General features: G+C 73.5%; 29 protein-coding genes and 1 tRNA gene. 11 read left to right on the forward strand and 19 right to left on the reverse strand.

Translation table 11 applies throughout. From position 1 onward, the window contains the following. Positions 1–5: 5 nt before the first annotated feature. Positions 6–827 (forward strand): HAD-IIA family hydrolase, encoded by an 822-nt coding sequence (locus ACFY01_RS03185; protein ID WP_390733886.1) that lies wholly within the window; start codon positions 6–8, stop codon positions 825–827. On the opposite strand, the gene ACFY01_RS03190 is transcribed toward ACFY01_RS03185, so the two are convergent. Then, positions 816–1,589 (reverse strand): sulfite exporter TauE/SafE family protein, encoded by a 774-nt coding sequence (locus ACFY01_RS03190; RefSeq protein WP_390733887.1) that lies wholly within the window; start codon positions 1,587–1,589, stop codon positions 816–818. The genes ACFY01_RS03185 and ACFY01_RS03190 overlap by 12 nt on opposite strands. A gap of 213 nt (positions 1,590–1,802) precedes the next feature. Further along, on the reverse strand, positions 1,803–2,990 hold the full coding sequence (locus ACFY01_RS03195) for a thiolase family protein (protein WP_390733888.1): 1,188 nt from the start codon (positions 2,988–2,990) through the stop codon (positions 1,803–1,805). Between the two features lie 162 nt (positions 2,991–3,152). Between ACFY01_RS03195 and ACFY01_RS03200 the strand changes: the two genes are divergently transcribed. The 5 genes from ACFY01_RS03200 to ACFY01_RS03220 all read left to right on the forward strand — a co-directional run bounded on the left by ACFY01_RS03200 (position 3,153) and on the right by ACFY01_RS03220 (position 5,867). Then, complete coding sequence (locus tag ACFY01_RS03200; RefSeq protein ID WP_390733889.1) at positions 3,153–3,962, forward strand: alpha/beta hydrolase; 810 nt, start codon at positions 3,153–3,155, stop codon at positions 3,960–3,962. Between the two features lie 66 nt (positions 3,963–4,028). Further along, positions 4,029–4,319, forward strand: a complete 291-nt coding sequence (locus ACFY01_RS03205; RefSeq protein ID WP_390733890.1) for a WhiB family transcriptional regulator — start codon at positions 4,029–4,031, stop codon at positions 4,317–4,319. Continuing rightward, a complete protein-coding gene (locus tag ACFY01_RS03210; protein WP_390733891.1) occupies positions 4,316–4,801 on the forward strand; it encodes a Dps family protein in 486 nt (161 codons plus the stop codon). The genes ACFY01_RS03205 and ACFY01_RS03210 overlap by 4 nt, the downstream gene beginning before the upstream one ends. Positions 4,802–4,845: 44 nt before the next feature. Next, positions 4,846–5,190 carry a DUF3140 domain-containing protein gene (locus ACFY01_RS03215; protein ID WP_390733892.1) on the forward strand — a complete coding sequence of 115 codons (345 nt, stop codon included), beginning with the start codon at positions 4,846–4,848 and terminating at the stop codon, positions 5,188–5,190. A 2-nt stretch (positions 5,191–5,192) separates the two neighbouring features. Continuing rightward, a complete protein-coding gene (locus tag ACFY01_RS03220) occupies positions 5,193–5,867 on the forward strand; it encodes an endonuclease (RefSeq protein ID WP_390733893.1) in 675 nt (224 codons plus the stop codon). Between the two features lie 142 nt (positions 5,868–6,009). On the opposite strand, the gene ACFY01_RS03225 is transcribed toward ACFY01_RS03220, so the two are convergent. Further along, the gene (locus tag ACFY01_RS03225) at positions 6,010–6,873 is read right to left on the reverse strand and encodes a Cof-type HAD-IIB family hydrolase (protein WP_390733894.1); all 864 of its coding nucleotides are present in this window, start codon (positions 6,871–6,873) and stop codon (positions 6,010–6,012) included. A gap of 45 nt (positions 6,874–6,918) precedes the next feature. After that, complete coding sequence (locus ACFY01_RS03230) at positions 6,919–7,137, reverse strand: hypothetical protein (RefSeq protein ID WP_390733895.1); 219 nt, start codon at positions 7,135–7,137, stop codon at positions 6,919–6,921. 208 nt (positions 7,138–7,345) lie between these two features. On the opposite strand from ACFY01_RS03230, the gene ACFY01_RS03235 reads away from it, so the two are divergent. From ACFY01_RS03235 to ACFY01_RS03245, 3 genes are read left to right on the forward strand one after another with little or no spacing between them, the layout of a single operon-like run. Beyond that, positions 7,346–8,749 (forward strand): glutamine synthetase family protein, encoded by a 1,404-nt coding sequence (locus ACFY01_RS03235; RefSeq protein WP_390733896.1) that lies wholly within the window; start codon positions 7,346–7,348, stop codon positions 8,747–8,749. Next, positions 8,746–9,915 carry an amidohydrolase family protein gene (locus ACFY01_RS03240; RefSeq protein ID WP_390734035.1) on the forward strand — a complete coding sequence of 390 codons (1,170 nt, stop codon included), beginning with the start codon at positions 8,746–8,748 and terminating at the stop codon, positions 9,913–9,915. Before ACFY01_RS03235 ends, ACFY01_RS03240 begins: the two co-directional genes overlap by 4 nt. 53 nt (positions 9,916–9,968) lie before the next feature. Then, the gene (locus ACFY01_RS03245) at positions 9,969–10,496 is read left to right on the forward strand and encodes an NUDIX hydrolase family protein (protein ID WP_390734036.1); all 528 of its coding nucleotides are present in this window, start codon (positions 9,969–9,971) and stop codon (positions 10,494–10,496) included. A 53-nt stretch (positions 10,497–10,549) separates the two neighbouring features. Here the strand turns inward: ACFY01_RS03245 and ACFY01_RS03250 are convergent, their stop codons facing one another. The 14 genes from ACFY01_RS03250 to ACFY01_RS03315 form a co-directional block, all read right to left on the reverse strand. Further along, positions 10,550–12,385, reverse strand: coding sequence for an ABC transporter ATP-binding protein (locus ACFY01_RS03250; RefSeq protein ID WP_390733897.1), 1,836 nt, complete (start codon positions 12,383–12,385; stop codon positions 10,550–10,552). A gap of 132 nt (positions 12,386–12,517) precedes the next feature. Next, positions 12,518–12,591, reverse strand: a tRNA-Pro gene (locus ACFY01_RS03255). 96 nt (positions 12,592–12,687) lie between these two features. Next, on the reverse strand, positions 12,688–13,047 hold the full coding sequence (locus ACFY01_RS03260; protein ID WP_390733898.1) for an MmcQ/YjbR family DNA-binding protein: 360 nt from the start codon (positions 13,045–13,047) through the stop codon (positions 12,688–12,690). 30 nt (positions 13,048–13,077) lie between these two features. After that, positions 13,078–13,608, reverse strand: coding sequence for a GNAT family N-acetyltransferase (locus tag ACFY01_RS03265; protein ID WP_390733899.1), 531 nt, complete (start codon positions 13,606–13,608; stop codon positions 13,078–13,080). Further along, entirely contained in the window at positions 13,605–14,198 is a 594-nt protein-coding gene (locus ACFY01_RS03270; RefSeq protein WP_390733900.1) for a helix-turn-helix domain-containing protein, read from the reverse strand. Before ACFY01_RS03270 ends, ACFY01_RS03265 begins: the two co-directional genes overlap by 4 nt. A gap of 46 nt (positions 14,199–14,244) precedes the next feature. Beyond that, positions 14,245–15,147: a LysR family transcriptional regulator gene (locus ACFY01_RS03275; protein WP_390733901.1), complete on the reverse strand. Its 903-nt coding sequence runs from the start codon at positions 15,145–15,147 to the stop codon at positions 14,245–14,247. Between the two features lie 31 nt (positions 15,148–15,178). Beyond that, the gene (locus ACFY01_RS03280; RefSeq protein WP_390733902.1) at positions 15,179–16,372 is read right to left on the reverse strand and encodes a glycine C-acetyltransferase; all 1,194 of its coding nucleotides are present in this window, start codon (positions 16,370–16,372) and stop codon (positions 15,179–15,181) included. Positions 16,373–16,426: 54 nt separating this feature from the next. Beyond that, a complete protein-coding gene (tdh, locus tag ACFY01_RS03285; protein ID WP_390733903.1) occupies positions 16,427–17,455 on the reverse strand; it encodes an L-threonine 3-dehydrogenase in 1,029 nt (342 codons plus the stop codon). A gap of 185 nt (positions 17,456–17,640) precedes the next feature. Then, positions 17,641–18,216 (reverse strand): GAF domain-containing protein, encoded by a 576-nt coding sequence (locus ACFY01_RS03290; RefSeq protein WP_390733904.1) that lies wholly within the window; start codon positions 18,214–18,216, stop codon positions 17,641–17,643. Beyond that, entirely contained in the window at positions 18,213–18,812 is a 600-nt protein-coding gene (locus ACFY01_RS03295; RefSeq protein WP_390733905.1) for an ATP/GTP-binding protein, read from the reverse strand. Before ACFY01_RS03295 ends, ACFY01_RS03290 begins: the two co-directional genes overlap by 4 nt. After that, the gene (locus ACFY01_RS03300) at positions 18,790–19,161 is read right to left on the reverse strand and encodes a DUF742 domain-containing protein (protein ID WP_390733906.1); all 372 of its coding nucleotides are present in this window, start codon (positions 19,159–19,161) and stop codon (positions 18,790–18,792) included. Before ACFY01_RS03300 ends, ACFY01_RS03295 begins: the two co-directional genes overlap by 23 nt. A gap of 2 nt (positions 19,162–19,163) precedes the next feature. Continuing rightward, entirely contained in the window at positions 19,164–19,598 is a 435-nt protein-coding gene (locus tag ACFY01_RS03305; RefSeq protein WP_390733907.1) for a roadblock/LC7 domain-containing protein, read from the reverse strand. A gap of 77 nt (positions 19,599–19,675) precedes the next feature. Further along, positions 19,676–21,577: an ATP-binding protein gene (locus ACFY01_RS03310; protein ID WP_390733908.1), complete on the reverse strand. Its 1,902-nt coding sequence runs from the start codon at positions 21,575–21,577 to the stop codon at positions 19,676–19,678. A gap of 278 nt (positions 21,578–21,855) precedes the next feature. Next, on the reverse strand, positions 21,856–23,130 hold the full coding sequence (locus ACFY01_RS03315) for an MBL fold metallo-hydrolase (RefSeq protein WP_390733909.1): 1,275 nt from the start codon (positions 23,128–23,130) through the stop codon (positions 21,856–21,858). Positions 23,131–23,307: 177 nt separating this feature from the next. On the opposite strand from ACFY01_RS03315, the gene ACFY01_RS03320 reads away from it, so the two are divergent. Then, positions 23,308–24,486, forward strand: coding sequence for a Glu/Leu/Phe/Val dehydrogenase dimerization domain-containing protein (locus ACFY01_RS03320; protein WP_390733910.1), 1,179 nt, complete (start codon positions 23,308–23,310; stop codon positions 24,484–24,486). Positions 24,487–24,541: 55 nt separating this feature from the next. Next, positions 24,542–25,156 (forward strand): TetR/AcrR family transcriptional regulator, encoded by a 615-nt coding sequence (locus ACFY01_RS03325; RefSeq protein WP_390733911.1) that lies wholly within the window; start codon positions 24,542–24,544, stop codon positions 25,154–25,156. A 328-nt stretch (positions 25,157–25,484) separates the two neighbouring features. On the opposite strand, the gene ACFY01_RS03330 is transcribed toward ACFY01_RS03325, so the two are convergent. Beyond that, the gene (locus ACFY01_RS03330; RefSeq protein WP_390734037.1) at positions 25,485–26,270 is read right to left on the reverse strand and encodes an SGNH/GDSL hydrolase family protein; all 786 of its coding nucleotides are present in this window, start codon (positions 26,268–26,270) and stop codon (positions 25,485–25,487) included. Positions 26,271–26,372 lie beyond the last annotated feature (102 nt).

Genomic DNA, 26,372 nt, shown 5'->3' on the forward strand with positions numbered 1-26,372 from the left:
CAGGCATGGAATCCGTACGTGGCGTGCTGATCGACATCGACGGAGTGCTCACCGTGTCGTGGGAGCCGCTGCCGGGTGCGGTGGCGGCTCTGCGCGAGATCCGCGAGGCCGGCCTCGCCGTGGCGCTGGTGACGAACACGACGTCCCGGACCCGGGCGTCGATCGCCAAAACGCTGTCGGGAGCCGGTTTCCCCGTCACCGCCGAGGACGTCCTCACCGCCCCCGCGGCGACCGCCGCCCATATCGCCGAGCGGTTCCCCGGCGCCCGCTGCGCCCTCCTCAACAGCGGGGACATCGAGGAGGACCTCGGTGGCATCACCCTCGTCGGCGAGAACGCGGGCGAAGACGAGGACGAGGACACCGTGCCCGACGTGGTCGTCGTCGGCGGCGCCGGGCCCGAGTTCGGCTACACGGCGCTCAACCGGGTCTTCGGGCATCTCCAGCGCGGGGCCCGGCTGGTCGCCATGCACCGCAATCTGTACTGGCGGACGGAGGCGGGGCTCCAGTTGGACGCGGGCGCGTTCCTCAGCGGGCTGGAGAAGGCCGCGGGCGTCGAGGCCGAGGTCACCGGCAAACCGTCGCCCGCCTTCTTCGAGGCCGCGCTGGCCCGGCTGGGGGTGGGTGCGGACCGGGCGCTGATGGTGGGCGACGACATCGAGTCGGACGTGCTCGCGGCCCAGCTCGCCGGGATCACCGGCGTGCTGGTGAAGACCGGCAAGTACCTGCCCGAGACGCACGAGAGGGCGAGCGGCACCCCGGACCACGTCCTGGACTCGTTCGCGGACCTGCCCGGGCTGCTCGGGCTGCGGCGGGGGTCAGCGCAGTAGCAGCTGGACCCCGCCCACGACCGTCGCCGCGATCACCAGTTGCTCGAACAGCCGCTGGTTGATCCTGTTCACAGCCCATTTGCCGATCAGCGCACCCGGCAGGACGAACACCGCGAGGGCGGCGTCCAGCAGCAGCGAGCGGCCGTCGATCAGGCCCAGGCCGACGCTGAAGGGCACCTTGGACACGTTCACGATCAGGAAGAAGAAGGCCGAGGTGCCCAGGAAGCCCAGCTTCCGGAAGCCCGCGGACAGCAGGTACAGCGACATCACCGGACCGCCCGCGTTGGCGACCATCGTGGTGAAGCCGCCGAGCACGCCGTACGAACGCGCCTTGACCCGGCCCGCCCGGCTGCCGACCGCCTCCGGCTCCTCCTCCGTGTCGGCCCGGCGCCGCCGCCACACCGTGACGGCCGCCATCAGCAGCAGGATCGCGCCGATCGAGGTCCGTACGACGCCGTCGTCGGCCCACGTCAGGAACAGTGTGCCGACGACCACTCCGGCCGCCACCGCCGGGAACAGCCGCCACAGCGTGGGCCAGTGGGCGTGCCGCCGGTAGGTGAGGACGGCCAGCACGTCGCCCACGATGAGCAGGGGCAGCAGCACCCCGGTGGAGGCCCGGGCGGGGAGCACCGCGGCGAATACGGCGAGGCTGACGGTGTTGGCCCCGCTGACGGCGGTCTTGGAGAAGCCGACGAGCAGCGCCGCGAAGGCGAGCGCGGTGAATCCCCACCCGGATGTGTGCCAGAGCGTCATCGTGTTCATGCCGGGCCGATGTTATGCGCACGCATCTTGCGGCGTAAGCGCCGTCTCGCCAGTTGGCAACCGCTGCCGCCAGTGCCGCCAGTGCCGCCAAGCGGGCTCGGCGAGGTCCGCCACGGTTCGGCAGCGCCCCGAAGGGGCGCGGGGAACTGCGCGACCAGCCACGACGGCGCCGCAGTCGGACGACGGCACATCACGGCACATCCAGCGGAGCGCTCAGTGCCGCTCCACCAGCACCGCGCTGCCCTGCCCCACCCCCACGCACATCGTGGCCAGCCCCCGTGCCGCGCCGGTGCGGCGCATGCGGTGCAGCAGTGTGGTGAGGATGCGGGCGCCGGAGCAGCCGAGGGGGTGGCCGAGGGCGATCGCGCCGCCGCTGGGGTTGACCAGGCCGGGGTCGATGCCGAGCAGGTCGACGCAGGCCAGGGCCTGGGCGGCGAAGGCCTCGTTGAACTCGGCCTCCTGGATGTCGGTGATCTCCCAGCCGGCCCGGGCGAGGGCCTTGCGGGTGGCGGGCACCGGGCCGATGCCCATCACGTCCGGGTGCACGCCCGCCGAGGCGCCGGCGACATAGCGGCCCAGGGACTCAAGGCCCAGCTCGTTCAGGGCCTCTTCGCTGACCAGCAGGAGTCCGGCGGCGCCGTCGTTCATCGGGGAGGCGTTGCCCGCGGTGACCGTGCCGCCCTCGCGGAAGACCGGCTTCAGCCGCGCCAGCTTCTCGACGGAGGTGTCCTCGCGGACGCATTCGTCGGCGTCGACGACCACGCCGTCGGGGCGCTCGACGGGCAGGAGTTCGTCGGCGAAGTGGCCGTCCTTGCGGGCGGCGGCGGCCCGTTGGTGGCTGCGCAGCGCGAACTCGTCCTGGCGTTCGCGCGGGATGCCGTACCGCTCGGCGACCTCCTCGGCGGTCTCGCCCATGGACAGCAGGCCGTGCAGGTCCTTCATCGCCGGGTTGACCAGCCGCCAGCCGAGGCGGGTGTCGGCGGTCTCGATGCGGTGCGGCAGGGCCTCCTCGGGGCGGGGCAGCACGAACGGGGCGCGGCTCATCGACTCCGAGCCGCCCGCGAGCACGATGTCGGCCTCGCCGGCGGCGACGGTGCGGGCGGCGAGGGTGACCGCCTCCAGGCCCGAGGCGCACAGCCGGTTGACCGTGGCGCCGGGCACCGTCTCGGGCAGGCCCGCGAGCAGGGCGGCCATGCGGGCGACGTTGCGGTTGTCCTCGCCGGCCTGGTTGGCGGCGCCCCAGTAGACGTCGTCGATCCGGGCCGGGTCGAGCGAGGGCACATCGGCCACGAGGTGGCGGATCACGGTCGCCGCGAGGTCGTCCGGGCGCACCGGGGACAGGGCTCCGCGCAGTTTGCCGATGGGGGTGCGGCGGGCGGCCGCGAAGTGGACGGGACGCAACGGAAGGACTCCTGACCGACGACGCTGTGGATCAGCACTGGGTTGACCGGCACCGCTGATCGGCACCGCTGTTAATTAGCACCGCTAGTTTTGGACTATAGACCGCCGCCCGGCCCCCTGGGAAGATCCCCGGGTACCTTCACCGACGCAGCCGGAGGAGCCATGGCCGACGCCCGCGAGCACGTCCTCACCGGGACCCGGGGCACGATCAGCACCCGCGTGTGGCAGCACCCCGCGCCGCGGTACGCCGCCCTCGTCGTGCACGGCTACGGCGAACACTCCGGCCGGTACGAGGGGCTGGCGGGTGTCCTCACCGGGCACGGCGCGGCGGTCTACGCGCCCGACCACATGGGTCACGGCAGGTCGGCCGGCGAACGCGTGGTGATCGAGGACTTCGAGGACGTCGTCACCGACGTGCACGGCGTGGCCGCCCTCGCCCGCACCGCGCACCCCGGCCTGCCGCTGGTCCTGGTCGGCCACTCGATGGGCGGTCTGATCGCGGCCCGGTACGCCCAGCGGTACGGCGACGAGCTCGCCGCGCTCGTCCTCTCGGGGCCGGTGATCGGTGCCTGGGAGCTGCCGGAACGTCTGCTCGCCCTGTCCGAGATCCCGGACACCCCGATCAGCCCGGCCGCGCTCTCCCGCGACCCGGCGGTGGGCGCCGCGTACGCCGCCGACCCGCTGGTGTGGCACGGCCCGATGAAGCGGCCGACGCTGGAGGCGTTCGTACGGACCCTGGAGACCGTCGGCGAGGGCGGCGAGGTGGGGCCGCTGCCGGTGCTGTGGTTGCACGGCGGCGACGACCGGCTGGTCCCGCTGCCCGGCAGCCGGACCGGAGTGGAGCGGCTGACCGGGGGCCGGGCGGCCGAGCGGATCTACGCCGGGGCCCGGCACGAGGTGTTCCACGAGACGAACCGGGCGGAGGTCTTCGCGGACGTGACCGGCTTCCTCGACGGCGTGCCCGGGCTCTAGACCGACCCGGTTCCGACCCGCTCAGCACCGCGTTTGCGGGTGTGCGCCGGGGGCACCCGCGCCCCCATGGAGTGGTTGCGTGCTGCGGCCTGCGTGGGTGAGGACCCCGAGCTGTTCTTCCCGGTGGGCACGACCGGGCCGGCGCTGCGGGACATCGATGCCGCCAAGCGCGTCTGTGCCCGTTGCCCGGTGACGACCCAGTGTCTGACGTACGCGCTGGCGTACGGCCAGACCTCGGGTGTCTGGGGTGGGACCTGCGAGGAGGAGCGCGACGCACTGCTCCGTGCGTCCAGGGACGGAAGACCGCTCGAGAAGCGGCTCGAGAAACAGCTTGAGAAAGGGAGAAGCGTTCTATGACCGTGGTGAAGAGCACGCTGCCCGACGAGGCGCTCCGCGTCACCGGTGGTGCCCTCCAGGAGACCCTCGTGGACCTGCTGGGCCTGTCGCTGGTCGGGAAGCAGGCGCACTGGAACATCGTGGGTCCGCGCTTCAGGTCCATCCACCTCCAGCTCGACGAGGTGGTGGACACGGCGCGCGCCTACGCCGACACGGTCGCCGAGCGTGCCGCGGCGCTGGGCGTGGCGCCGGACGGACGGCCGGAGACCATCGCGTCGACCTTCGCGCTGCCGGGCACCAAGGACGGCTGGCTGCGTGACACGGAGGTCGTACGGCTGCTGGTGGAGTCGCTGGAGGCGGCGATCGGGCGGCTGCGCGAGCGGATCGACGCGACCGAGAAGGCCGACCCGGTCACCCAGGACCTGCTGATCGGCATCACCGCCGACCTGGAGAAGCAGCGCTGGATGTTCGAGGCCGAGAACTGGCCGCGCGAGGACGGGTGACCGGCGCGCGCCGAAGCACAGGTACGCACGGAAGGGGAGACGGCATGGCCGACGCCCTCGAAATGGACGCGCTGTGGGAGGACTTCCACCGCGTGGTGAACATGACCTCGGCGGAGCTCGCCGCCTGGCTGCGGGTGCGCGACGCCGACGAGGACGCTGAGCCGCTGCCGGAGGAGGCGGGCACGCCCACCGGGCAGCATGTCCTCGCGATCCTCCAGAAGCGGCGCACGGACCTCACCGACGACGACATCCGCGTGATGTACAGGGTCGTGGACCGGGTCGGCGCCCTGGCGGACGTGGAGAACGAGCCGCAGCCGGAGACCTCGCCCGAGGACACGCGCCGCCGGCACCAGTTGATGACCCTCGGCCACGACCCGCTCAAGCCGTAGCCATGAGCCGCGCCGACGGGACCGGCGAGGCCGGCAGGTCCGGGCGGGTCCTGGCCGAGCTGGTCTCCGGGTACGGGCGGACGTACGCGGAGGAGGCGGGCATCCGGCTGAAGGACACCCCGCAGCCCCTGTACCGGCTGCTGGTCCTCGCCGTCCTGCTCAGCGCCCGGATCCGTGCCTCCGTCGCGGTTGCCGCCGCCCGCGCCCTGCACGAGTCGGGCCTCGACACGGCGCGCCGCACGGCCGGGTCCGACTGGCAGGACCGGGTGGACGCGCTCGGCCGGGGCGGCTACCGGCGCTACGACGAGCGCACCGCCACCCAGCTCGGCGACGGCGCCGAGCTGCTGTCCGAGCGGTGGGGCGGTGATCTGCGGCGGATGCGCGCGGAGGCGGACGGCGACGTGGACGCGCTGCGGCGGCTGCTGCGGGAGGTGCCGGGGCTGGGTCCGGCGGGCGCCGACATCTTCCTGCGCGAGGTGCAGCGGGTGTGGCCGGAGGTGGCGCCGTATCTGGACGGCAAGGCGCTGTCGGGCGCGGAGCGGCTGGGCCTGCCGAAGGACCCCGGCCGGCTGCTCGATCTCGCCGGTGACACCGAACCGGCCGTGCTGGCCGCCGCGTTGGTGCGCGCGGCGCTGGACAAACAGGTGTCCGAAGACAGTCTCCGCCGCGCCGCGTGATCGTGGCAGACTCCTCGACGGCCCCCGCCGGAAGCGTCGGGGGCCGTCGAGCGGAGGAGCGCCGTGTGACCGGGACCGAGCCGGCCCTGAACGAGATCGACACGCCCCGGCCGCATCCGGCCCGGGTGTACGACGACGGGCGCTACGGCGTGCCCGTGCCGAGTACGCGGGCGATGGTGCGCAGCACCCCGTTGTCGTTGTTGGACGGGGCGAGGTGGCGGGCCCGCCGGACGACCTCCGGGTGGGCGCCCGCCATGGCGAAGGACCAGTCGGCGGCGTCGAGCATCTCCAGGTCGTTGAGGTAGTCGCCGAAGACCATGGTCTGCGCGGGGGTGATGCCCAGTTCGCGCTGGAGGCCGCGCAGGGCCGTGCCCTTGTTCGCGGTGCGGTTCATGACGTCGACCCAGTGCTCGCCGGAGACGACGACCTGGTGCGAGGCGGTGAAGGCCTCCAGCGCGGGCGCGGTGGTCCGCTCCGCCGGACCGAAGTCGAACAGGGCCACCTTGATCACCTCGTCGTCGACGGCGGTGACGTCCTCGACGAGCCGGTGCTCCACGTAGTACTTGCGGACCTCGGCGAGGAAGGCCTCGTCGGTCCGCTCCACGTAGGCGGAGCGCTTGCCGCAGACCACGGCGCCCATGTCCACGCCGTCGGCCACCAGGCCCCGCACGGTCCGCGCGAGAGAGGCCACGACCGGCCCGTCGAGCGGGTCCGAGCTGAGCTCCACGCCGTCGCGGACGACATAGGCGCCGTTCTCCGCGATGAACGCCATGCCGTCGGCCACCTCGGCGAACTGCCGGGCCAGCGTGGCGTACTGGCGGCCGCTCGCCGGGCTGAACAGCACACCGCGTCGGCGCAGTTCGGCCAGCATCGGCCACAGTCCCTCCGGGATCCGCTTGTCGTCGTCGAGGAGCGTGCCGTCCATGTCGGTGACGACGAGCCGGATGTCGGCGGAGCCGGCCGCGGGGCCGGGGGTGGTGAGGAGGGACGCGGGCGTGGCGGGCATGTCCTGCTTCCGGTCGGGGGGTGGGCGTACGGAGTCCAGTGTTCCTCATGGGACGGAACGGGGCGGACGGGCCCGGACCCCGGCGACGGTGACGGTGACCACGACTGCGACGCCCGCCGCGCGGGTCCGCACCTCGACCTGACGCGGCCGGTCGCGGTGATGATGCCGGGCATCCTCGACTTCGTCCTGGACGACGACACGGCCCGGGAGGCCCTGCGCCCTGGTCATGGCGGCGGTCCCCTCCGGCAGCCACCTCGTGCTCACGCGTCCCACCTGAGACGGGTCACCGCCCGCGACGGACGCGGGGCGCGACCTTCTTCGGCCGGCTCCGGCTGCTCGGACCCGGGCCGGTGCGCTGTTCCCGGTGGCGGCGCGGGCCCGGCCGGCCCGCCGTGGTACCGCGGTGCGGCGGGGTGGCCGTGAAACCCTGATGCCGACCAGGTACGGCCCCGCCCGTCGAGGAGGAGCGCGGATGACCACCCTTGCCGATCCGGTGCCCGGCGGGCGTCCCGGCGACGTCCAGCGGGCCGACGCGCTGGCCGACGAGCTGACCGGACGAGGCGTGCGCGGTGTCGTGCTGGCGTATGTCGACACCGCGGGCATCGGCCGGGTGAAGACCGTCCCGGTGGCGCGGCTGGGCCAGGCCGCGGCCTGGGGCGTGGGGATGTCCCCGGTGTTCGACACCTTCCTGGCCGACGACTCCATCGTCACCACCGACGTCCTCGGCTCGCCGGACGGCGACCTGCGCCTGTACCCGGACCTGGACCAGCTGGTGGTCCTGGCCGGGCAGCCCGGCTGGGCCTGGGCCCCGGTCGACCGGATCACCCAGGAGGGTGAGCGGCACCCCGGGTGCTCCCGCACGTTCCTGCGCCGGATCGTCGCGGACGCCGCCGAACGGCACGGCATCACCTTCCGCGCGGCCGTCGAGGTCGAGTGGTCCGTCGGCCTCGGCTCGGCTCCCGCCGGGGAGTTCGTGCCGGCGGTGTCCGGGCCCGCGTACGGCGCCGTCCGGCAGGTGGAGCTGAGCGACTACGGCGCCGATCTGCTCGCGGCCTGCGCGGCGCAGGGCATCGACGTCGAGCAGTTCCACCCCGAGTACGCGGCCGGGCAGTTCGAGCTGTCGGTGGGCGCGCTGGACCCGGTGGCGGCGGCCGACCGGAGCGTGCTGGTGCGGCAGACCGTCCGTGCGGTGGCGCGGCGGCACGGCCTGCGGGTCTCCTTCGCCCCGGCCGTGTCCGCCGAGGGCGTCGGCAACGGCGGCCACCTGCACCTGTCCGGCTGGCGCGACGGCCGCAACCTGCACGCGGGGGGTCCGGGGCCGTACGGCATGACGGACGGGGCGGAGTCCTTCGCGGCCGGGATCCTCGCGCACCTGCCCGCCCTGACGGCCGTGACCGCGCCCAGCCCGGCCAGCTACCTGCGCCTCAAGCCCTCCCGGTGGGCGGGGGTGTTCACCGCCTGGGGCCGTGAGCGGCGCGAGGCCGCCGTGCGGGTCGTCACCGGCACCACGGGCCACCGGGAGCAGGCGGCGAACCTCGAGGTCAAGCCGGTGGACCTGGCCGCCAACCCCTATCTCGCGCTGGGCTGCGTCATCGCGGCCGGGCTGGACGGGATCGCGTCGGCGGCGGCCCTGCCCGAGGAGATCACCGGGGACCCGGTCCGGCTCGGCGCCGAGGAGGCGGCGGCGCGGGGCGTGCGCCGGCTGCCCACCTCGCTGCCGGAGGCCGTCGCCGAGTTCCGCGCGGACGAGGTGCTGCGGGCCGCGCTGGGCGAGGTGCTGGCCGACGCGGTGACCGCCGTACGCCTCGGGGAGGCCGCGGCCGTGGACGGGCTGGACGACGCCGGGGTCGCGGCGGCCTACCGCTGGAGGTACTGACCGTGCCCGGCCCCGTGTCCGGACCCGTCCAGGAGGCCCTCGCCGCGCTGCCCCTGGTCGATCACCACTGCCACGGCGCCGTGACCGCCGACCTCGGCCCCGGGGAGTTCGCCTCCCTGCTCACCGAGGCCCGGCCGGGCGGCGGCCTCTCCCCCTTCGACACCCCGGCCGGGGTGGCCGTGCGCCGGCACTGCGCGCCCCTGCTGGACCTGCCCCGGCACGCGCCGGCCGCCGACTACGCGGCCCGGCGGGCGGCCCTGGGATGGCGCGAGGTCAACCGGCGGTTCCTCACGGCGGCGGGAGCGGAGGTGTTCTGTGTGGACACCGGGTACGCCCCGCATCCCGTCACCTCCCCGGCGGAGCTCGCGGACGCCTCGGGCGCCGCCGCGTACGAAGTGGTACGGCTGGAGGGCGTGGCGGAGTCGGTGGCCGCGCGGGGCGTGGAGGCGGACGAGTACGCGCGACGCTTCCGGACGGCCGCCGAGGCCGCGGTGCGCCGGCCGGGCGTGGTCGGGGTGAAGTCCGTGGCCGCCTACCGCACCGGCTTCGCCCTGGACCCGGCGCGGCCGGCCGACGCCGAGGTCACCGAGGCGGCCCGGCACTGGCTGGCCGGGGGCGGCCGGCTGACCGACCCGGTCCTCGTGCGCCACCTGCTGTGGACCGCCGTCGACCTCGGCCTGCCGCTGCAACTGCACACCGGCTTCGGCGACGACGACATCCGGCTGCACCGGGCCGACCCCGCCCTGCTGACCGACTGGCTCCACCTGACCCGTGGCACCGTCCCGGTCCTGCTCCTGCACTGCTGGCCCTACCAGCGCCAAGCCGCCTGTCTGGCGGCCGTGTTCGAGCAGGTCCACCTCGACGTCGGACTCGCCCTGCACCACGCCGGTCCGGCCCGGTCCCGGGCGATCCTCGAAGAGGCCCTGGAGATCACACCGTTCCGCAAACTCCTGTACAGCTCCGACGCGTACGGTGTGGCCGAGTTCCACCACCTCGGCGCACTGTGCTTCCGCCAGGGCCTGGCAGCGCTGCTCCAGGACCGGGTGGACGCCGACGAGCTGAGCCTGCCCGACGCCCTGCGGATCGCAGCCTGGACGGGGCGCGACAACGCCCGCCGCGTGTACGGACTTCCCGCCCGTGAACCGCCGTCGCCCCCACCGCTGTGACCGATGACACGCCGTTTCCGATGCCCGGAAAGTATGATCAAGCAATGTCTGACATGACCGAAACCACGCCCGGCTGGCTCTCTCCCGACGAGCTGGAGATGGCACGCGCCCGCATGCCGATCCTGTACGTCGAGGCCGTGCCGGTGCGCGTCGACGACAGCGGCGAAGTCACCAGCATCGGGCTGCTGCTGCGCATAGGGCCGGACGGAACGGTCAGCCGGACCCTGGTCTCCGGCCGTGTCCTGCACCACGAGCGGGTGCGCGACGCCCTGCTGCGCCACCTGGAGAAGGACCTCGGCCCGGTCGCGCTGCCCCGCGTGCCGACCTCCTTGCAGCCGTTCACGGTCGCCGAGTACTTCCCCACCGCGGGCATCACGCCGTACCACGACCCGCGGCAGCACGCGGTGTCCCTCGCCTACATCGTTCCGGTGGCCGGCGACTGCCGCCCCCGGCAGGACGCGCTGGACCTGGTCTGGTTCAGCCCGCAGGAGGCCGCCTCCCAGGCCGTGCAGAGCGAGATGCCGGGCGGGCACGGCGTGCTGCTGAAGCAGGCCATGGCCCACGTGGGTCACGTGGCCTGAGTCGGCGGCCCGCGTCACACCTTCGCTCGCGTCCCGGTGGTGGCGTCGTCCGGTCAGTCCGGCAGGGCGCCCAGGTCGGCGCGCGCGGGGGTGTCGTCGAGGAAGCCGCCCGACTGGTGCTGCCACAGCCTGGCGTAGGCGCCCTGCGAGGCCAGCAGTTCCTGGTGGGTGCCCTGCTCGACGATCCGCCCGCGGTCGAGGACCACGAGGCGGTCCATGTCGGCGACCGTGCTGAGCCGGTGCGCCACCACGAGTGCCGTCCGTCCCTCCATGAGCCGCCACAGCGCCTCCTGGACGAGGACCTCGCTCTCGGAGTCCAGAGCGCTGGTCGCCTCGTCGAGCAGCAGGATCGGCGCGTCGCGCAGGATCGCCCTGGCGAGCGCGACCCGCTGGCGCTGGCCGCCGGACAGCTTGATGCCGCGTTCGCCGACCATGGTGGCGAAGCCGTCCGGCAGCGCGTCGGCGAACTCCGTGACGTGTGCGGCCTCGGCCGCGCGGCGGATCTCGGCGTCGGTGGCGTCCGGCCGGGCGAACGCGATGTTGTCCCGCAGGCTGCGGTGGAACATCGCCGGGTCCTGCGGCACATAGGAGATCAGGCCGCGCAGGTCGGTCTGGCGCAGTCTGCTGATGTCCTGGCCGCCGATCAGGATCCGGCCGGCGTCGATGTCCGTCATCCGCAGCAGCAGCCGGGTGAGGGTGGTCTTGCCGCCGCCGGACCGGCCGACGAGGCCGATCTTCGCTCCGTGGGGCACGGCGAGGTCGAGGGACTCGAAGAGCGGTTCGGCGCCCGCGTGGGCGAAGTGCACCTGCTCGAAGCGGACGTCGGCGGCCTCGGTCAGCAGCGGCTGCGGCGCCGGCGGGTCGAGCACGGTCGGCGGTGTCAGCAGCAGTTCGGTGAACTGCGCGGCCTCCGTCATCGAGCTCTCCAGGCGGCGGTAGATCTGGTTGAACTCGAACATGATCCGCGTCGCGTTGGTGTAGTACGTGAAGGTGACCACGACCGCCTCCACCCCGTGCCCGCCCCCGGCGAGCACGACCGCGAGCAGCAGGCCCAGCGCGTTGGTCAGCACGGACATCGGCGCCACCAGCGTGTCGATGCGCAGGTTGCCGTAGTCCCACGACCTCAGCGTGAGCCGTCGCGACTGAGCGACCCGTGAGCGGTGCTCGGCGGCCTCGCGTTCCTCGGCGGCGAACGCCCGGACGGTGTCCATGTTCATCAGGCTGTCGGCGACGTGGCCCGAGACCCGGGCGATCGCCTCCTCGCGCAGGTTCACCAGGGCCTGGCGGCGCCGGACGAGCGGTGCCACGCTCAGCGCAGTCAGCGTGATCATGGCCAGGAGTCCGACGACGAGCCACGGTTCGTAGTGCCACAGCACCACGGATCCGAACGCCAGCGGCACGAACCTGCCCACGACGTTGAACGTCAGCGTGTCGACGAACTCCTCGAAGCGGGAGGCGAAGCTCAGCACCCGCTTGGTCAGCGATCCGGCGAAGTTGTCGTGGAAGAACGCGGCGTCCTTGGCGAACAGCTCGTCCATGCCGACGATGTACAGGTGCTCGATGCCCAAGGCGTCCAGGCGGTTCAGACAGTGCAGGCCGACCCGCCACAGGGCCTCGGCGAGGAGCAAGACGCCGGCGAAGGCGAGGACGTAGGGCAGCGTCGCACCGACGGCGGCCCCGGAGTCACCGGAGTCACCGGCGATACGGCCGACGAGCTTGGCGACGACCAGTGGCGCGAGGTAGTTGATGCCGGTGTTGCCCAGCGCCGGCAGCAGCATCCCGGGCAGCGTCAGCCACCTGAGGCGGCGCAGCTCCCGGCCGTAGTAGCGAAGGGCGAGGAGCACGGAGCCCCTGCCCGGCGGAGTTCGGTGTAATTCGCGCGGTCCCATGGCGCGGCAGTGTCCCGCAGCGCCGACCGCACGGTCCAAGCATTTTCCCCCAAATGCCGCATCAGGCCTGGAAACGGCTGGAGGCCGTCTCCTCATCGCTGAGGAAACGGCCTCCGGCTACGACTTCAACAGTCGGGACGACAGGATTTGAACCTGCGACCCCTTGACCCCCAGTCAAGTGCGCTACCAAGCTGCGCCACGTCCCGGTACCCGTTGACCTGGGGTTTCCCTGGTCGAACGCGCACGGAAACCATACCGCACTCGGGTCGGTGGTCGCGCACACGTTTCCGGTGCGGGCCGTGTCACCGCTCGCCGGGCCGCCCCAGCTCCGGATGGGCCTCCAGCAGGCGGGGCGGGGCCGCCTGGCGCCAGGAGTCGGCGAGGATGTCGCGCAGTTCGGCCTCGTCCTCCAGGACGGCGAGCCGGGCCCGGACCCAGGCGAACTGGGCCTCGTGGCCGGCGATCCAGAACTTCCGCGGCTCGGCCAGGACCAGTTCGTCGCGCTCCTCCTTCGGGCACCGCACGGCGATGGAGGTCTCGTCCTCGGGCAGTGTGGCGAACATCTTCCCGGCCACCCGGAAGGTGGGCATGCTCCAGGCTGTCTTCTCCGTGGTGTCCGGCAGGGACAGGGCGATACGGCGTACGTCTTCGGCGTCCGGCATGCCCCGCACGGTAGCCCGTCCCACTGACAGTCACCGGGCCGCGGCCGGGAGGTGCTTGTAGTAGAGGGTCGTCGGGCGCAGCACCCCGGCGGGGCTCGCCGCGTAGTCGGGGATGACGCCGGCCCGGGTCCAGCCGGCGGAGCGGTACAGGTGCTCGGCGGGGCTGCCGGTCTCCGTGTCCAGGTGCAGCAGGGTGATCCCGGCCGCGCCGGCCGCCTGCTCCGCGGTGGCCAGCAGCTCGCGGCCGAGGCCCTGTCCGCGGGCGTCCCGGTGGACCATCAGCTTGACGAGTTCGGCGCGGTGCCGGCTGTTGGGCTTGTCGGGGAAGGCCAGGCTGACGGTGCCGGTCACCCGGCCGGCGCCGTCCAGGGCGGCCCAGACCGCGAGGTGCCCGGCGGCCACGGCCGCCGCCCGCTCCCGCCACCAGGCGGCGGCCTGCCCGGGGTCGAGTGGGGCGAGGAAGCCGACCGAGGCGCCGCCGGCCACGGTGTCGGCGAGGAGGCCCGCGAGGCCGGCCGTGCCGTCGCGGACCTGGCCGTCGTTCCAGCGGAGGATCCTCATGGCCGTACCACCGCCAGCAGGTAGCGTGCCTCGCCGGGACCGGTGCCGCGGAAGCGGGTCGGCCCGAAGACGCGCATCCGCAGGCAGTCGCCCGCCTCGACGCGGTGGTCCGTCTCCCCCACGGTCACCTCGAGTACGCCCTCCAGGAGCCACAGGTGCTGTTCCAGCCCGGGCACGGGCGGACGGTCGTAGGCGATGTCGGCGCCCGGCGTGAGCCGGCCCTCGACCAGTTCGCCGCGCAGCCCGGCGTGCGGCGGGGACACGGACCGGCGTACGAAGCCGGAGGCGCGGTCCTCCCACACCTGCTGCTCGGTGGCCCGCACCAGGGGGACGGGTGCCGTCTCGACCTCGCTGAGCAGCTGGGACATGGTCCGCCCGTAGACGTGGCAGAGCCGGTTGAGGAGCGCGGCCGTGGGACTGGTCTCCGCCCGCTCCGCCCGTGACAGGGTGGACCGGCTCACTCCGCTGCGTTCCGCCAACTCCCCCAGTGACCAGCCGTGCTGGGAGCGGAGTTCGGCGAGCCGGGCCCCGATGCGGTCGTCGATGGGGTCGGCTTTCCCGAGGTACGCTTCCCCGAGGTCGTCTCTCATATCCGGGAACCTATCCCACATATGAGACGTGCAGGTTAAGGAACCCTCACGCCCGCGCCGCCTCGCCGAGCGCGTCCAGTACCGGGCGGGTCAGCGGGTGACCCTCGGCTCCCCGCCGTACGGCGGCGAAGACGCGGCGGGTGGGGGCCACGCCGTCGACGGGGCGGACGACCACGCCCGTCAGGTCCATGCCGCGCAGGGCCGAGCGCGGGACCAGGGCGACTCCGACATCGGCGGCGGCCAGGGCGACGACCGCGCGGAAGTCGTCGGAGGAGTGTTCGAGGCGAGGCTGGAATCCGGCGTTCTCGCAGGCCAGGACGACCACGTCGTGGCAGGGGTTGCCGGGGTAGGGGCCGATCCAGGGGTCCTTGGCCAGGTCCGCGAGCGGGACCTCCGCGGACTCCGCCAGCCGGTGGGTGACCGGGACGACCGCGTCGAAGGGCTCGGCGTACAGCGGGACATGGGTCAGCCGGGGGTCGTCGGCGGGCGGCGCCCCGCGGTACTCGACGGCGACCGCGACGTCCACCTGCCGGTCGAGGACCATCGGCAGGCTGGCGTCGCCCTCCGCGTCCTGGACACGGATCCGTATGCCGGGCGCGGACTCGGCGAGGCGGGCCACGGCCGGTGCCACGACCTGGGCGATGCCGGTCGCGAAGGCGGCCACCGTGACGGTGCCGGCCTCGCCCGACCCGTACGCGGCGAGCTCCGCCTCGGCCCGCTCCAGCTGGGCGAGGACCGCGTTGGTGTGGCCGAGGAGGATCTCGCCGGCCGGGGTCAGCCGTACGCCCTTCGCGCCGCGCTCGACCAGCCGGTGGCCGGTCTCCTGCTCCAGGGCCGCGAGCTGCTGGGAGACGGCGGAGGGCGTGAGGTAGAGCGCGGCGGCAGCCGCCGTGACCGTACGGTGGTCGGCCACCGCACGGAGAATGTGGAGCCGCCGCGCTTCGATCATGCGGTCAATTATCGCAAGGTGTCCGCGCTGGTCAGGCGGCGAGCTCCGCGCGCGCCGCGACGAACGCGTCGACCGCGCGGTCGACGTCCTCGGTGGAGTGGGCGGCGGAGAGCTGGACGCGGATGCGGGCTTGGCCCTGCGGCACGACCGGGTAGGAGAAGCCGATCACGTACACGCCCCGTTCGAGGAGCAGTTCGGCCATGCGACCCGCCTCGGCCGCGTCGCCGATCATGACGGGTGCGATGGCGTGGTCGCCGGGCAGCACGTCGAAGCCCGCCTCGGTCATCCGGCGGCGGAACAGCGCGGTGTTCTCGTTGAGCCGGACCCGCAGGTCGTCGGCCGACTCCAGCAGGTCGAGCACCTTCAGGGAGGCCGCCGCGATCACGGGCGCGAGGGTGTTGGAGAAGAGGTACGGGCGGGAGCGCTGGCGCAGCAGGGCGACGATCTCGGCGCGGGCGGCGACGTAACCGCCGGAGGCGCCGCCGAGCGCCTTGCCGAGGGTGCCGGTGACGATGTCGACGCGGTCCATGACGCCGTGCAGTTCGGGCGTGCCGCGGCCGGTGGGGCCGACGAAGCCGACCGCGTGGGAGTCGTCGACCATGACCATCGCGTCGTAGCGGTCGGCGAGGTCGCAGATCTCCGCCAGCGGCGCCACGTACCCGTCCATGGAGAACACGCCGTCGGTGACGATCAGGCGGCGCCGGGCGTCGGACGCCTCCTTGAGTTTCGCCTCCAGGTCGGCGAGGTCGCGGTTGGCGTAGCGGAGGCGGCGGGCCTTGGACAGGCGGATGCCGTCGATGATGGAGGCGTGGTTGAGGGCGTCGGAGATCACCGCGTCCTGCTCGCCGAGGAGGGTCTCGAAGACACCGCCGTTGGCGTCGAAGCAGGAGGAGTACAGGATCGTGTCCTCCTGGCCGAGGAAGGCGGACAGCCGTGCCTCCAGCTCCTTGTGCACCTCCTGGGTGCCGCAGATGAAGCGCACGGACGCCATGCCGTAGCCCCAGCGGTCCAGGGCCGCGTGGGCGGCGGCGACGACCTCGGGGTGGTCGGCGAGCCCGAGGTAGTTGTTGGCGCAGAAGTTGAGGACCTCACCGGGCCGGCCGCCCGCGGTGACGGCGACGGTCGCGGACTGCGGGCTGCCGATCACACGCTCGGGCTTGTGCAGGCCGGCGGCGCGGATCTCGTCGAGGGTGGCGCGCAGGTCGTCGCGCACGGAGTCGAACATGAAAAGCTCCTGAAGGTGCTCGCGCGGAAAGGGGTCCGGGGGGCGTGAAGGGCGTTACGTGGTCCAGTCGAGGATGACCTTGCCGCCTCGGCCGCTCGCCGCGTCGGCGAACGCCGCCTCGAAGTCCCGGTAGTCGTACCGGCCGGTGATCACGGGTGCGAGGTCCAGGCCGCCTTCGAGCAGCACCGACATCGCGTACCAGGTCTCGAACATCTCCCGGCCGTAGATGCCCTTGATGGTGATCATCTTGGTGACGACGCGGGCCCAGTCGACGGGGAACTCCTCGGCCGGCAGGCCGAGCATGGCGATCCGGCCGCCGTGCGTCATGTTGGCGATCATGTCCCGCAGGGCCTCGGGGCGGCCGGACATCTCCAGGCCGATGTCGAAGCCCTCGCGCAGGCCCAGTTGCCGCTGGCCGTCGGCGACGGTGGCGCCGGAGACGTTCAGGGCGAGGGTCGCACCGGTCTTGCGGGCGAGGTCGAGCCGTTCCTCGCTGACATCGGTGATCACCACGTTCCGGGCGCCCGCGTGCCGGGCCACGGCGGCGGCCATCAGGCCGATCGGGCCGGCGCCGGTGATCAGGACGTCCTCGCCGACCAGCGGGAAGGACAGCGCGGTGTGCACGGCGTTGCCGAACGGGTCGAAGATCGCGGCGACGTCGAGGTCGACGGGGACCCGGTGCGTCCACACGTTGGTGGCGGGCAGGACGACGTACTCGGCGAACGCGCCGTCACGGCCGACACCGAGGCCGACGGTGGCCCGGCACAGGTGGCGGCGCCCGGCCAGGCAGTTGCGGCACTTGCCGCACACCAGGTGGCCCTCGCCGCTGACCCGGTCGCCGATCCGTACGTCGGTGACGTCCCGGCCGGTCTCCACGACCTGGCCGACGAACTCGTGCCCGAGCACCAGCGGGGTCCGGATCGCCTGTTGGGCCCAGCCGTCCCAGGACCGGATGTGCAGGTCGGTGCCGCAGATGCCGGTCCGCTGGACCTTGATCAGTACGTCCCCGGGTCCCACGGCGGGCTCGGGCACGTCCGCGAGCCACAGTCCGGGCTCCGCCTTCTCCTTGACCAGCGCCTTCAACGCTACGGCTCCTGTGGGTGTGATCCCGGTCCGCGGGCATGCCGAAGGCACCCGTGTCCGGGGAGAGGAGTGGATTCGCGTAGCAATCTGCCTCACGTGGCGGCTGTGGTCCATCGAGGTTTTCTTAAGCGGTGCCACAGCTCCGCTTCACAAGACCCACTTCGGGGGCCTGGCGGCGGCTTCCGTCACAGCGGGAATCCGTCGTCCGCGCGCCGTTCGATGCGTACGGCCAGTTCCGCGGCCCGGGCCTTGATGGTCTCCAGGCCCGCCTTCCCCCAGGGCCGGGGGGCGACGTCGGCGACGCACACCGTGCCGAGCACCTTCCCGGTGCTGTCGATCAGCGGGGCGCCCAGGTAGGAGTGGATGCCGTACTCGTCGACGACCGGGTTGCACGCGAACCGCGGGTAGTCACGGACGTCCTCCAGGACCAGCGCCCTGTGGCGTACCACCACATGGGGGCAGAACCCGTGGTCGCGGGGCAGCCAGCGGCCGACCTCGGGCCGGGTGCCGTCGGCCTTCGTGAACGGCCCGGTGACCGGCGTGCGCAGGCCGGCGAAGAACTGCCGCTGCGCGCCGATGAAGTTGACCATGGCGTACGGCGCGCCGACGAGGTCGGCCAGGTGGTCCGCGAAGGCGTCGAGGGCGGGCTCGGGGCGCTCCCCCAGGCCGAGCAGGTTCAGCCGCCGGGTGCGGGCGGGGGCCTCCTTGTCCTCGGGCGTGAGCAGCAGCCCCCGGGCCGGGCGCGACGGGTCGTAGCTCATGACCTGGCTCCGTGGCTCGGCGCGTGCGCCGGGGCGTGGGCGATGAGGTGGCGTACGAGGGTGAGCAGCGTCTGGACGCCGGAGGAGGAGATACGGGCGTCGCAGCGGACGACCGGGACCCGCGGGTCGAGGTCGATGGCGGCGCGCACCTCCTCGGGGTCGTAGCGGTAGGACCCGTCGAACTCGTTGACGGCGACGACGAAGCCGAGGCCGCGTTCCTCGAAGAAGTCGACCGCCGCGAAACATTGCTCCAGCCGGCGGGTGTCGGCCAGGATGACGGCGCCGAGCGCGCCCTCGGACAGCTCGTCCCACATGAACCAGAACCGCTCCTGCCCGGGCGTGCCGAACAGGTACAGCACGTGCTGCGGGTCGAGGGTGATGCGGCCGAAGTCCATCGCCACCGTGGTCTCGACCTTGTTCTCGATGCCGTGGAGGCTGTCGGTGGCGGCGCTGACCGTGGTGAGCAGCTCCTCCGTGCTCAGCGGGGCGATCTCGCTCACCGCGCCCACGAAGGTCGTCTTGCCCACTCCGAACCCACCGGCCACCAGGATCTTCAGCGCGGTGGGGAACGGGTCAGAGCTGTCGTCGTAGTCCATCGAGCACTGCCTCCAGAAGGGACTGGTCAGTGGGGTTGTGGTGGAAGGCGGGGGGCTTGGTGGTGAGCGCCCCGCAGTCGACGAGGTCGGAGAGCAGCACCTTGGTGACCGCCACCGGGAGCCCCAGGTGGGCGGCGACCTCGGCGACCGGGACGGGCGCCCGGCACAGTTCGAGCGCCTGGGTGTGCTCGGGGCCGAGGTAGCCGAGGGGGGTGACCGCGGTGGCCATCACCTGCGACATCAGGTCGAGCGCGATGGTGGGCCGGGTGCGGCCGTTGCTGACCGTGAAGGGGCGCACCAGCCGTCCGGCCGCGTCGTCGAGCCAGGGCCCGTCGCCGACCGCGGCCACCCTCAAGGCCTCGTCGCCGTGGGATCGACGGCAGGCCGGCGGGGCGCGGTCACCAGGTAGGGGCGGACGCTCTTGACCAGCATGGCCATCTCGTAGCCGAGTACGGCCGCGTCGGCCTCGCGGCCGGCCAGCACGGCCAGGCAGGTGCCGGAGCCGGCGGTGGTGACGAACAGCAGGGCCGAGTCGAGTTCGACGACGACCTGCCGGACGTCCCCGCCGTCGCCGAACCGGACGCCCGCGCTGCGGCCGAGCGAGTACAGGCCGGAGGCCAGGGCGGCCATGTGGTCGGCGCTGTCGGCGTCGAGGCCGTGGACGGACTTCACGAGCCCGTCGCAGGACAGGAGCACCGCGCTGGTGGTGTGCGGTACACGCTGGACGAGGCCGCTCATCAGCCAGTCGAGGTCGGAAACCTGGGCGGTCGGCGCATCGCTCGCCATGGTGGATCGACTCCTTGGGGTACGAAGGTCTGCGGAAGCGCTGGGGGTGGGGGTGGGAACTGGGCTGGGGTGGGAGGTCATCCGGCCGGTGCGCTCCCGTCGGGCCGGACGGTGAGACCGAAGTGCTCCGTGTGGCCCGGCGCGGTCTGGGCCGAGAGGGCGTCGGCCTGCTCCAGGTGCTGCTGTGCCTCGGCCAGGCCGATCCCCCGCTGGAAGGCGGCCATCAGGCCGGGGTCGTGGCCGACGGGGGTGTCGCTGTCCTGGCGCGGTGCCGGTCCGCCCCTCAGCTGGGGCACGATGTGCTCCTGGGCGCGGCGCCGGGGAAGTTGGGGCTTGCCCATGGTGCCGCGCACCGGGCCGTCGGCTCGCGGAGCGGGGAGTGCGGCCGTGTTCTCCAGGACCGTGCGCCGCTCGTCGGGCCGGATGCCGGGGGTGGCCTCCGCCGGTGTGGGCCGTGCCTCGTGGGCGCCGCGTACCGGCAGGGGCGGCGGGGCGCCCTCGTCCGCCGGGGCCCCCGCCCGGCCGGGACCGCGCTGCGCGGGCCGGCCCGGCCCGTCGTCGGCGCCCGGCCGGTTCCCGTGCGCGGTGCCGTCGCCCCGGAGCCCGGTCCGCGTCGTCCTTCCGTCCGCTCCGCTCCGGACCTGTGGGGCCTGCGGAACCGGCGGGGCCTGCGGCGGCTGGTGCGGGGCCTGCTGAACCGGCGGGGCCGGGGCGGCCGAGGGCACCGGGACCTGTCCCGTCCCCGTGTGACCCGCGTCCGGCGCGTCGTCCGGCTCCGCGCCCAGAAGGCCCTGCGGCACGACGAGGACTGCCTGCACACCGCCGTAGATGTTCGACTGCAAGCGGACGGTGATGCCGTGCCGCCGGGCGAGCTGCGAGACCACGAAGAGGCCGATGCGCCCGTCCGCCAGCAGGCTGGCCACGTTGACCTGGTCGGGGTCGGCGAGCAGGGCGTTCATCCGGGTCTGCTCGCCGACCGGCATGCCGAGCCCGCGGTCCTCGACCTCGACGGCGAGCCCGGAGGTGACGAGGTTGGCACGGAGCAGCACCTGGGTGTGCGGGGCGGAGAACAGGGTGGCGTTCTCGACGAGTTCGGCCAGCAGGTGGATGACGTCGGCGACGGCGTGCCCGCGCAGCCGGCCGTCGATCGGCGGGACCAGCCGGACCCGGGAGTACTGCTCGACCTCGGCGATGGCGGAGCGCAGCACCTCGGTCATGGAGACCGGGTTGCTCCACTGCCGCCGGGAGACGGCGCCGCCGAGCACGGCGAGGTTCTCGGCGTGCCGCCGGATGCGGGTGGCGAGGTGGTCGACGTGGAAGAGGCCCTTGAGCAGGTCGGGGTCCTCGATCTCGTTCTCCAGCTCGTCGAGGATGGAGATCTCCCGGTGCACCAGGGACTGGAGCCGCCGGGCGAGGTTGACGAAGACCTCGAGTTTCTGTTCGCTGCCCGCCTGGCTGGAGAGCTGGGCCGCCTGGACGACGGCGGCGACGGCGCCGTCGTGGGCACGGGCGAGGTCGGCGGCGAGCAGTTCGAGGTCGTCGGCGTCCTGCGGCGGGCCGCCGCGCGGCCCCCGCGGGGCCGGGTTCTCGCCCTTGCGCAGGGCCTCCACCAGGGCCCGCAGGTCGGCCTCGCCGCGGGCGGCGCTGCGGCGCAGGGCGCCCACCCGGTCGCTCACCGAGCGGGCGGTCCGGTCGGCGGCGACAGCGGCGATGAGGATGCCGGCGACGGTCACCGAGACCGATCCGGCGAGCACGGCCCACAGGGTGAGGCCGGGGCGGACTCCGGCGGAGCGGACGGTGACCAGGACGGCCGCACTGGCGCTGAGCGCGACCGCGACGGGCGGCAGCACCGCGAGACGGAGGAGCTGTGGCCGTATGTGGGTCTCGGGCAGTGCGGGAACGGGGCGGGCGACGGGCCGCCCGTGCCGGCCGCCCTCACGGCGGTCGGCGCGCGCGGCCGGTGCGCGGAGGTGAGACATGGGTGTCCTCGTACTGGTCCGGCGGGCACGGATCGGCCCTGCGTCGTCCGACGGACACTCACCGTAGTCGCCTCGGCATCATGTGCGGTGGGCAGTTGACAAAGTCCCCCAGCAAGGGTCCTGCTCTGGTATGAGGCGTCGTACGACAGACCGATAACCGGGCCAGATACACCGAACGGATCCGTAAATTACCGGTCCTGCCTGGTCGAATGCGGTCGTGGACGTACCGCGAGGGCCGGGGAGCCCATGACTCCCCGGCCCTCGTCGAACGACCGCGCTCAGCCCGCCGGAACCGTCTGCGGGTCCCCTTCGTCCTCGGCCGCGCCGCGGGGGGCGTCACCAGCCGTGTCGGCCTGGGCCTTGGCCGCCGAGCCGGCGGTGGTCCGCACGGTGGCCTCCGTGACGCTCTCGGTAACGGTCTGCGGCCAGCCCCCCGCCGGGGCGAGGGCCACACCGCGCCACCACGGCTCGGACGGAACGGTCTCGGCGGTGGGCTCGAAGGGCTCGCCGGGGCGGGGCAGCGCGGCGCGGGCGCCGGCCGCGCGGGCCGCCGCGACGGTGCCCTCGCCGGGCTCCGCCCAGGGGTGGGGCGCCAGGTTGAAGGTGGCCCAGTGGATCGGCAGCATCACACCGGAGGCGGCCCGGCCGCCCTGGAGGTCGACGTGGGCGCGCATGCCCTCCTCGGGCGTCATGTGGATGTCGGGCCAGAACTCGCTGTAGGCGCCGATCTGGATCATCGTGGCGTCGAACGGGCCGTGGTCGGCTCCGATCTCCTTGAAGCCGTCGAAGTAGCCGGTGTCGCCGCTGTGGTAGATCCGGTGCTCCTCGCCGACGACGGCCCAGGAGGCCCAGAGGGTGTGCTGGGTGTTGCGCAGCCCGCGTCCGCAGAAGTGGCGGGCCGGCGTGGCGGTCAGGGTGAGACCGGCGACCTCGGTCGCCTCGTGCCAGTCCAGCTCACGCAGCCGGCTCTCGGCCACGCCCCACTGTTCGAGGTGGGCCCCGACGCCGAGCGGCACGGCGAAGAGGGTGTCCGTGCCGGCCAGCGCCTTGATGGTGGGCAGGTCCAGGTGGTCGTAGTGGTCGTGGCTGATGACCACCACGTCGACCGGGCCGAGCGCGGCCAGCGGCAGCGGCACCGGGTGCAGCCGCTTGGGCCCGGCGAACGGGAACGGGGAGCAGCGCTCGCCCCAGACGGGGTCGAACAGCACGCGCTGCCCGTCGATCTCCGCGAGCACGCTCGAATGCCCCATCCAGGTCAGCCGCAGCCCGGTGGCGGGCGGCCGGGCGAGGTCGGCGAGCGTGGTGGGGTGCACCGGGACCGTGCCGTGCGGGGAGCGCCGGGGGCGGGTGTCCTTGTCGAGGAAGACCTTCGCCAGGTCCAGGGTCGAACCGGAGGGCCGGGTGCGGGCGGTGCCTCCGGGGTTCTGGAAGACACCGTCCTTGAAGTGGGGCGATCTGCGGATACGGGCCAGGCGCTCACCGCCGGGCTCCGCGCCGAAGGCCTCGGGCCGCAGCGCGCGCAGCCCGGAGCTCAGGGAACCCAATCCGGTCACGGTACCTCCAGGTGGAGTCGGCGAGGTCATTCATTATGGTCGGCCCGCCACGACAACCGGGGACGGGGTCCGGTTGTTCCTTGCCCCGCCGGCCGGAGCCCCGATACTGTCGGACCACTTCACTGTACTGACCGGCTGTTCAGTAGACGGTCCGGCCGCCGATTCCGGGAGCCCCGTATGACGACCCCCCTGATGTCGCTGGTCTGGACGGACCACGTCACCGGACGCCAGGGGTTCCTGGTCGTGGACCGGCTGGTGCGGGGCGTGGCCAGCGGCGGCCTGCGGATGCGGCCCGGCTGCACCCTCGACGAGGTGACCGGGCTCGCTCGCGGCATGACCATGAAGGAGGCCCTGCACTACGACCCCGCGAGCCGGTACGTGCCCCTGGGCGGCGCCAAGGGCGGCATCGACTGCGACCCGCGGGACCCCGGGGCGTACGGGCTGCTGGTGCGCTACCTGCGCGCGATGCGGCCGTACGTCGAGAGCTGCTGGGCCACCGGCGAGGACCTCGGCCTCACCCAGGACCTGGTCGACCGGGCCGCCGCCGAGGCCGGGCTGGTGTCCGGCGTGCAGGCCGTGTACCCCCTGCTCGACGACGAGGCGGCGGCCCGGCGGCGGCTCGCGGACGCCTTCGCCGTCGAGGTGGACGGCATCGGCCTGGACGAACTCGTCGGCGGCTGCGGGGTGGCCGAGTCGGTGCTCGCGGCGCTGGACCGGGCCGGGGTGCCCCGCGCGGGCACGCGGGTGGCGGTGCAGGGGCTTGGGACCATGGGCGGGGCGACGGCGCGGTTCCTCGCGCGCGCGGGTCTGCGGATCGTGGCCGTCGCCGACATCAAGGGCACGATCGCCAACCCGGCCGGTCTGGACACCGAGGCGCTGCTCGCCGCGCGGGACGCGTACGGCACCGTGGACCGCGCGGTACTGCGCCCCGGTGACCGGGAACTGCCGGGCGAGGCCTGGCTGTCCACCGAGGCGGAGGTGCTGGTGCCGGCGGCGGTGTCGTACGCGATCGACACCGCCGGCCAGGAACGGATCACCGCCCGCTGGATCGTCGAGGCGGCCAACATGCCGGTGCTGCCGGAGGCGGAGGCCCTGCTGTCCGCGCGCGGGGTGACCGTGCTGCCCGACGTGGTGGTCAACTCCGGTACGAACGCCTGGTGGTGGTGGACCCTCTTCGGGGACGTCGGCCCGGACGCCGAGGAGGCGTTCGCGTACACCCGGCGCTCGATGCGTGCCCTGATCGACCTGATGCTCGCGCGCGCGGAGGCCGACGGCACGACTCCCCGGGCCGCCGCGCACGCCCTGGTGGCGGACCGGCTGCCGGTGATCGCGGAGCGCTTCGGGTGGTACCGCTGACCGGACGGCCGGATCCGCGTCGCTGCCCTGACCGCGTGCCGACTAGGGTGACCGCGTGGCGAGAGTGCGGTTGAGCGTGGCGGAGCGGCGGGAAGAGCTGCTGCGGGCCGCCGTCGAGCAGATCGAGGCGCGGGGCGTGGCGGCGGTACGGATCGCCGACGTGGCCGCGTCGCTCGGGGTGAGCAACGCGCTGGTGCTGTACCACTTCTCGACGAAGGAGAAGCTGGTCGCCGCCGCCTTCACGTACGCGGCGGAGGGAGACCTCGCGCATCTGCGGGGGCTCCTGGGCCGTCGTACGTCCGCGCTGCGCCGGCTGCGGGCCGCCGTGCGCTGGTACGCGCCCACCGGCCAGGCCAAGGGCTGGCGGCTGTGGATCGAGGGTTGGGCGGTGGCGCTGCGCGAGCCCGCCCTGCGGGAGGTCACCCGCGATCTGGACCGGCAGTGGAAGGCGGCGATCGCCGAGGTCATCACCGAGGGCGTCGGGGCGGGCGAGTTCGACTGCCCGGACCCCGCCGCCACCGCCCTGCGCCTGACGGCCCTGCTCGACGGCCTCGCCGTCCAGTTGACGTCCTACGCAGGCGCGGTGCCCCGCTCCCGCGCCCAGGAGTGGGTGGACGAGGCACTTGCCCGGGAACTGGGCCTGCCCCGGGAGAACCCGACCCAACGGTGACGCTCCGCGCGGGCGGCAGAGACCACGGCACCGCATGCCACGACCCGCGGCACGGACGCCCTCGCCCCGGAGCGCCCGGCCGCGCGTGCGGGGCCCGCACCCTTTGGCACGGTCCGCCCCGACGCGGGCGTACTCGGCGGCAACAGGACGGCCGGAGCATCGCTCCCGCCATGCGCAACACCGCGCCGGAACCACCCCGCGCCCACTGCCCGGCGGCCGAGACCGCGCCCGGCCGGGGGTCGGGCGGGCCCGTCCCCCGATCGCCGGAGGCGGTCCGGGGCCGTACCGCATCCGGGCAGCCACCGCCGAACCCCCGGAGGGAACCCGCTCAGGCCACGGAGGCGATCCGTGTCCTGATGTCGTCCGGGGACAGTGCGCCCTTGGCCGTCACGTGGTCGCCGGAGGACTCGCCGCGCAGCCGGCGGCCGATCCACGGGACGAGGTACTCGCGGGCCCAGTGGACGTCGTCGCGGCGGATGTCGAGCGTGCCCCGGGGCGGGAGCGGCGGCCAGGGCTGCTCCGGGTCGGCGGGGACGTCCAGGCCGAGCACCTGGCCGGCCCGCAGGGCCACGCGCGTGTGCCCCTCGGCCGAGAGGTGGAGCCGGTCGTGGTCCCAGGCGCGCCGGTCCTGGACCGTCCGCAGGGACCACAGGTCGAGTACGGGACAGCCGTACCGGTCGGCGATGGCCCGGACATGACCGTTGTACGTGGCGATCTTGCCGCGCAGATGCTTGAGCACGGGCACGCCGCGCGTGTCGAAACCGGTCGTCACCATGACCGTGCCCGCGACCGAGGTGAGCTGTGCCACCGCGAGCTCGAAGCGCTCGGCCACCTCGTCGGGGTCGGTGCCGGGGCGGATGATGTCGTTGCCGCCCGCGCAGAAGGACACCAGGTCCGGGGCGAGTTCGACGGCGCGCGGGAGCTGGTCCGCCACGATCTGGTCCAGCAGTTTGCCGCGTACCGCGAGGTTCGTGTACCTGAAGTCGCCCTCGGGCCGCCGGTCCGCGAGGAGGACCGCGAACCGGTCGGCCCAGCCGACGAACGCCCCGTCCGGGCCGGGGTCGCCCACGCCCTCGGTGAAGCTGTCCCCCACCGCCACGTACGACCCGATCACTGCTCTGTTGTCACTCTTCGAATCGTCTGCCACATCGGCCCATGATTCACCTTTCGATGTGACCTACGCGACCGTAATACGGGGTTGACGGACGGTGAGATA

It is taken from the genome of Streptomyces sp. NPDC001480 (assembly GCF_042894725.1).
Taxonomy (GTDB): Bacteria; Actinomycetota; Actinomycetes; order Streptomycetales; family Streptomycetaceae; genus Streptomyces.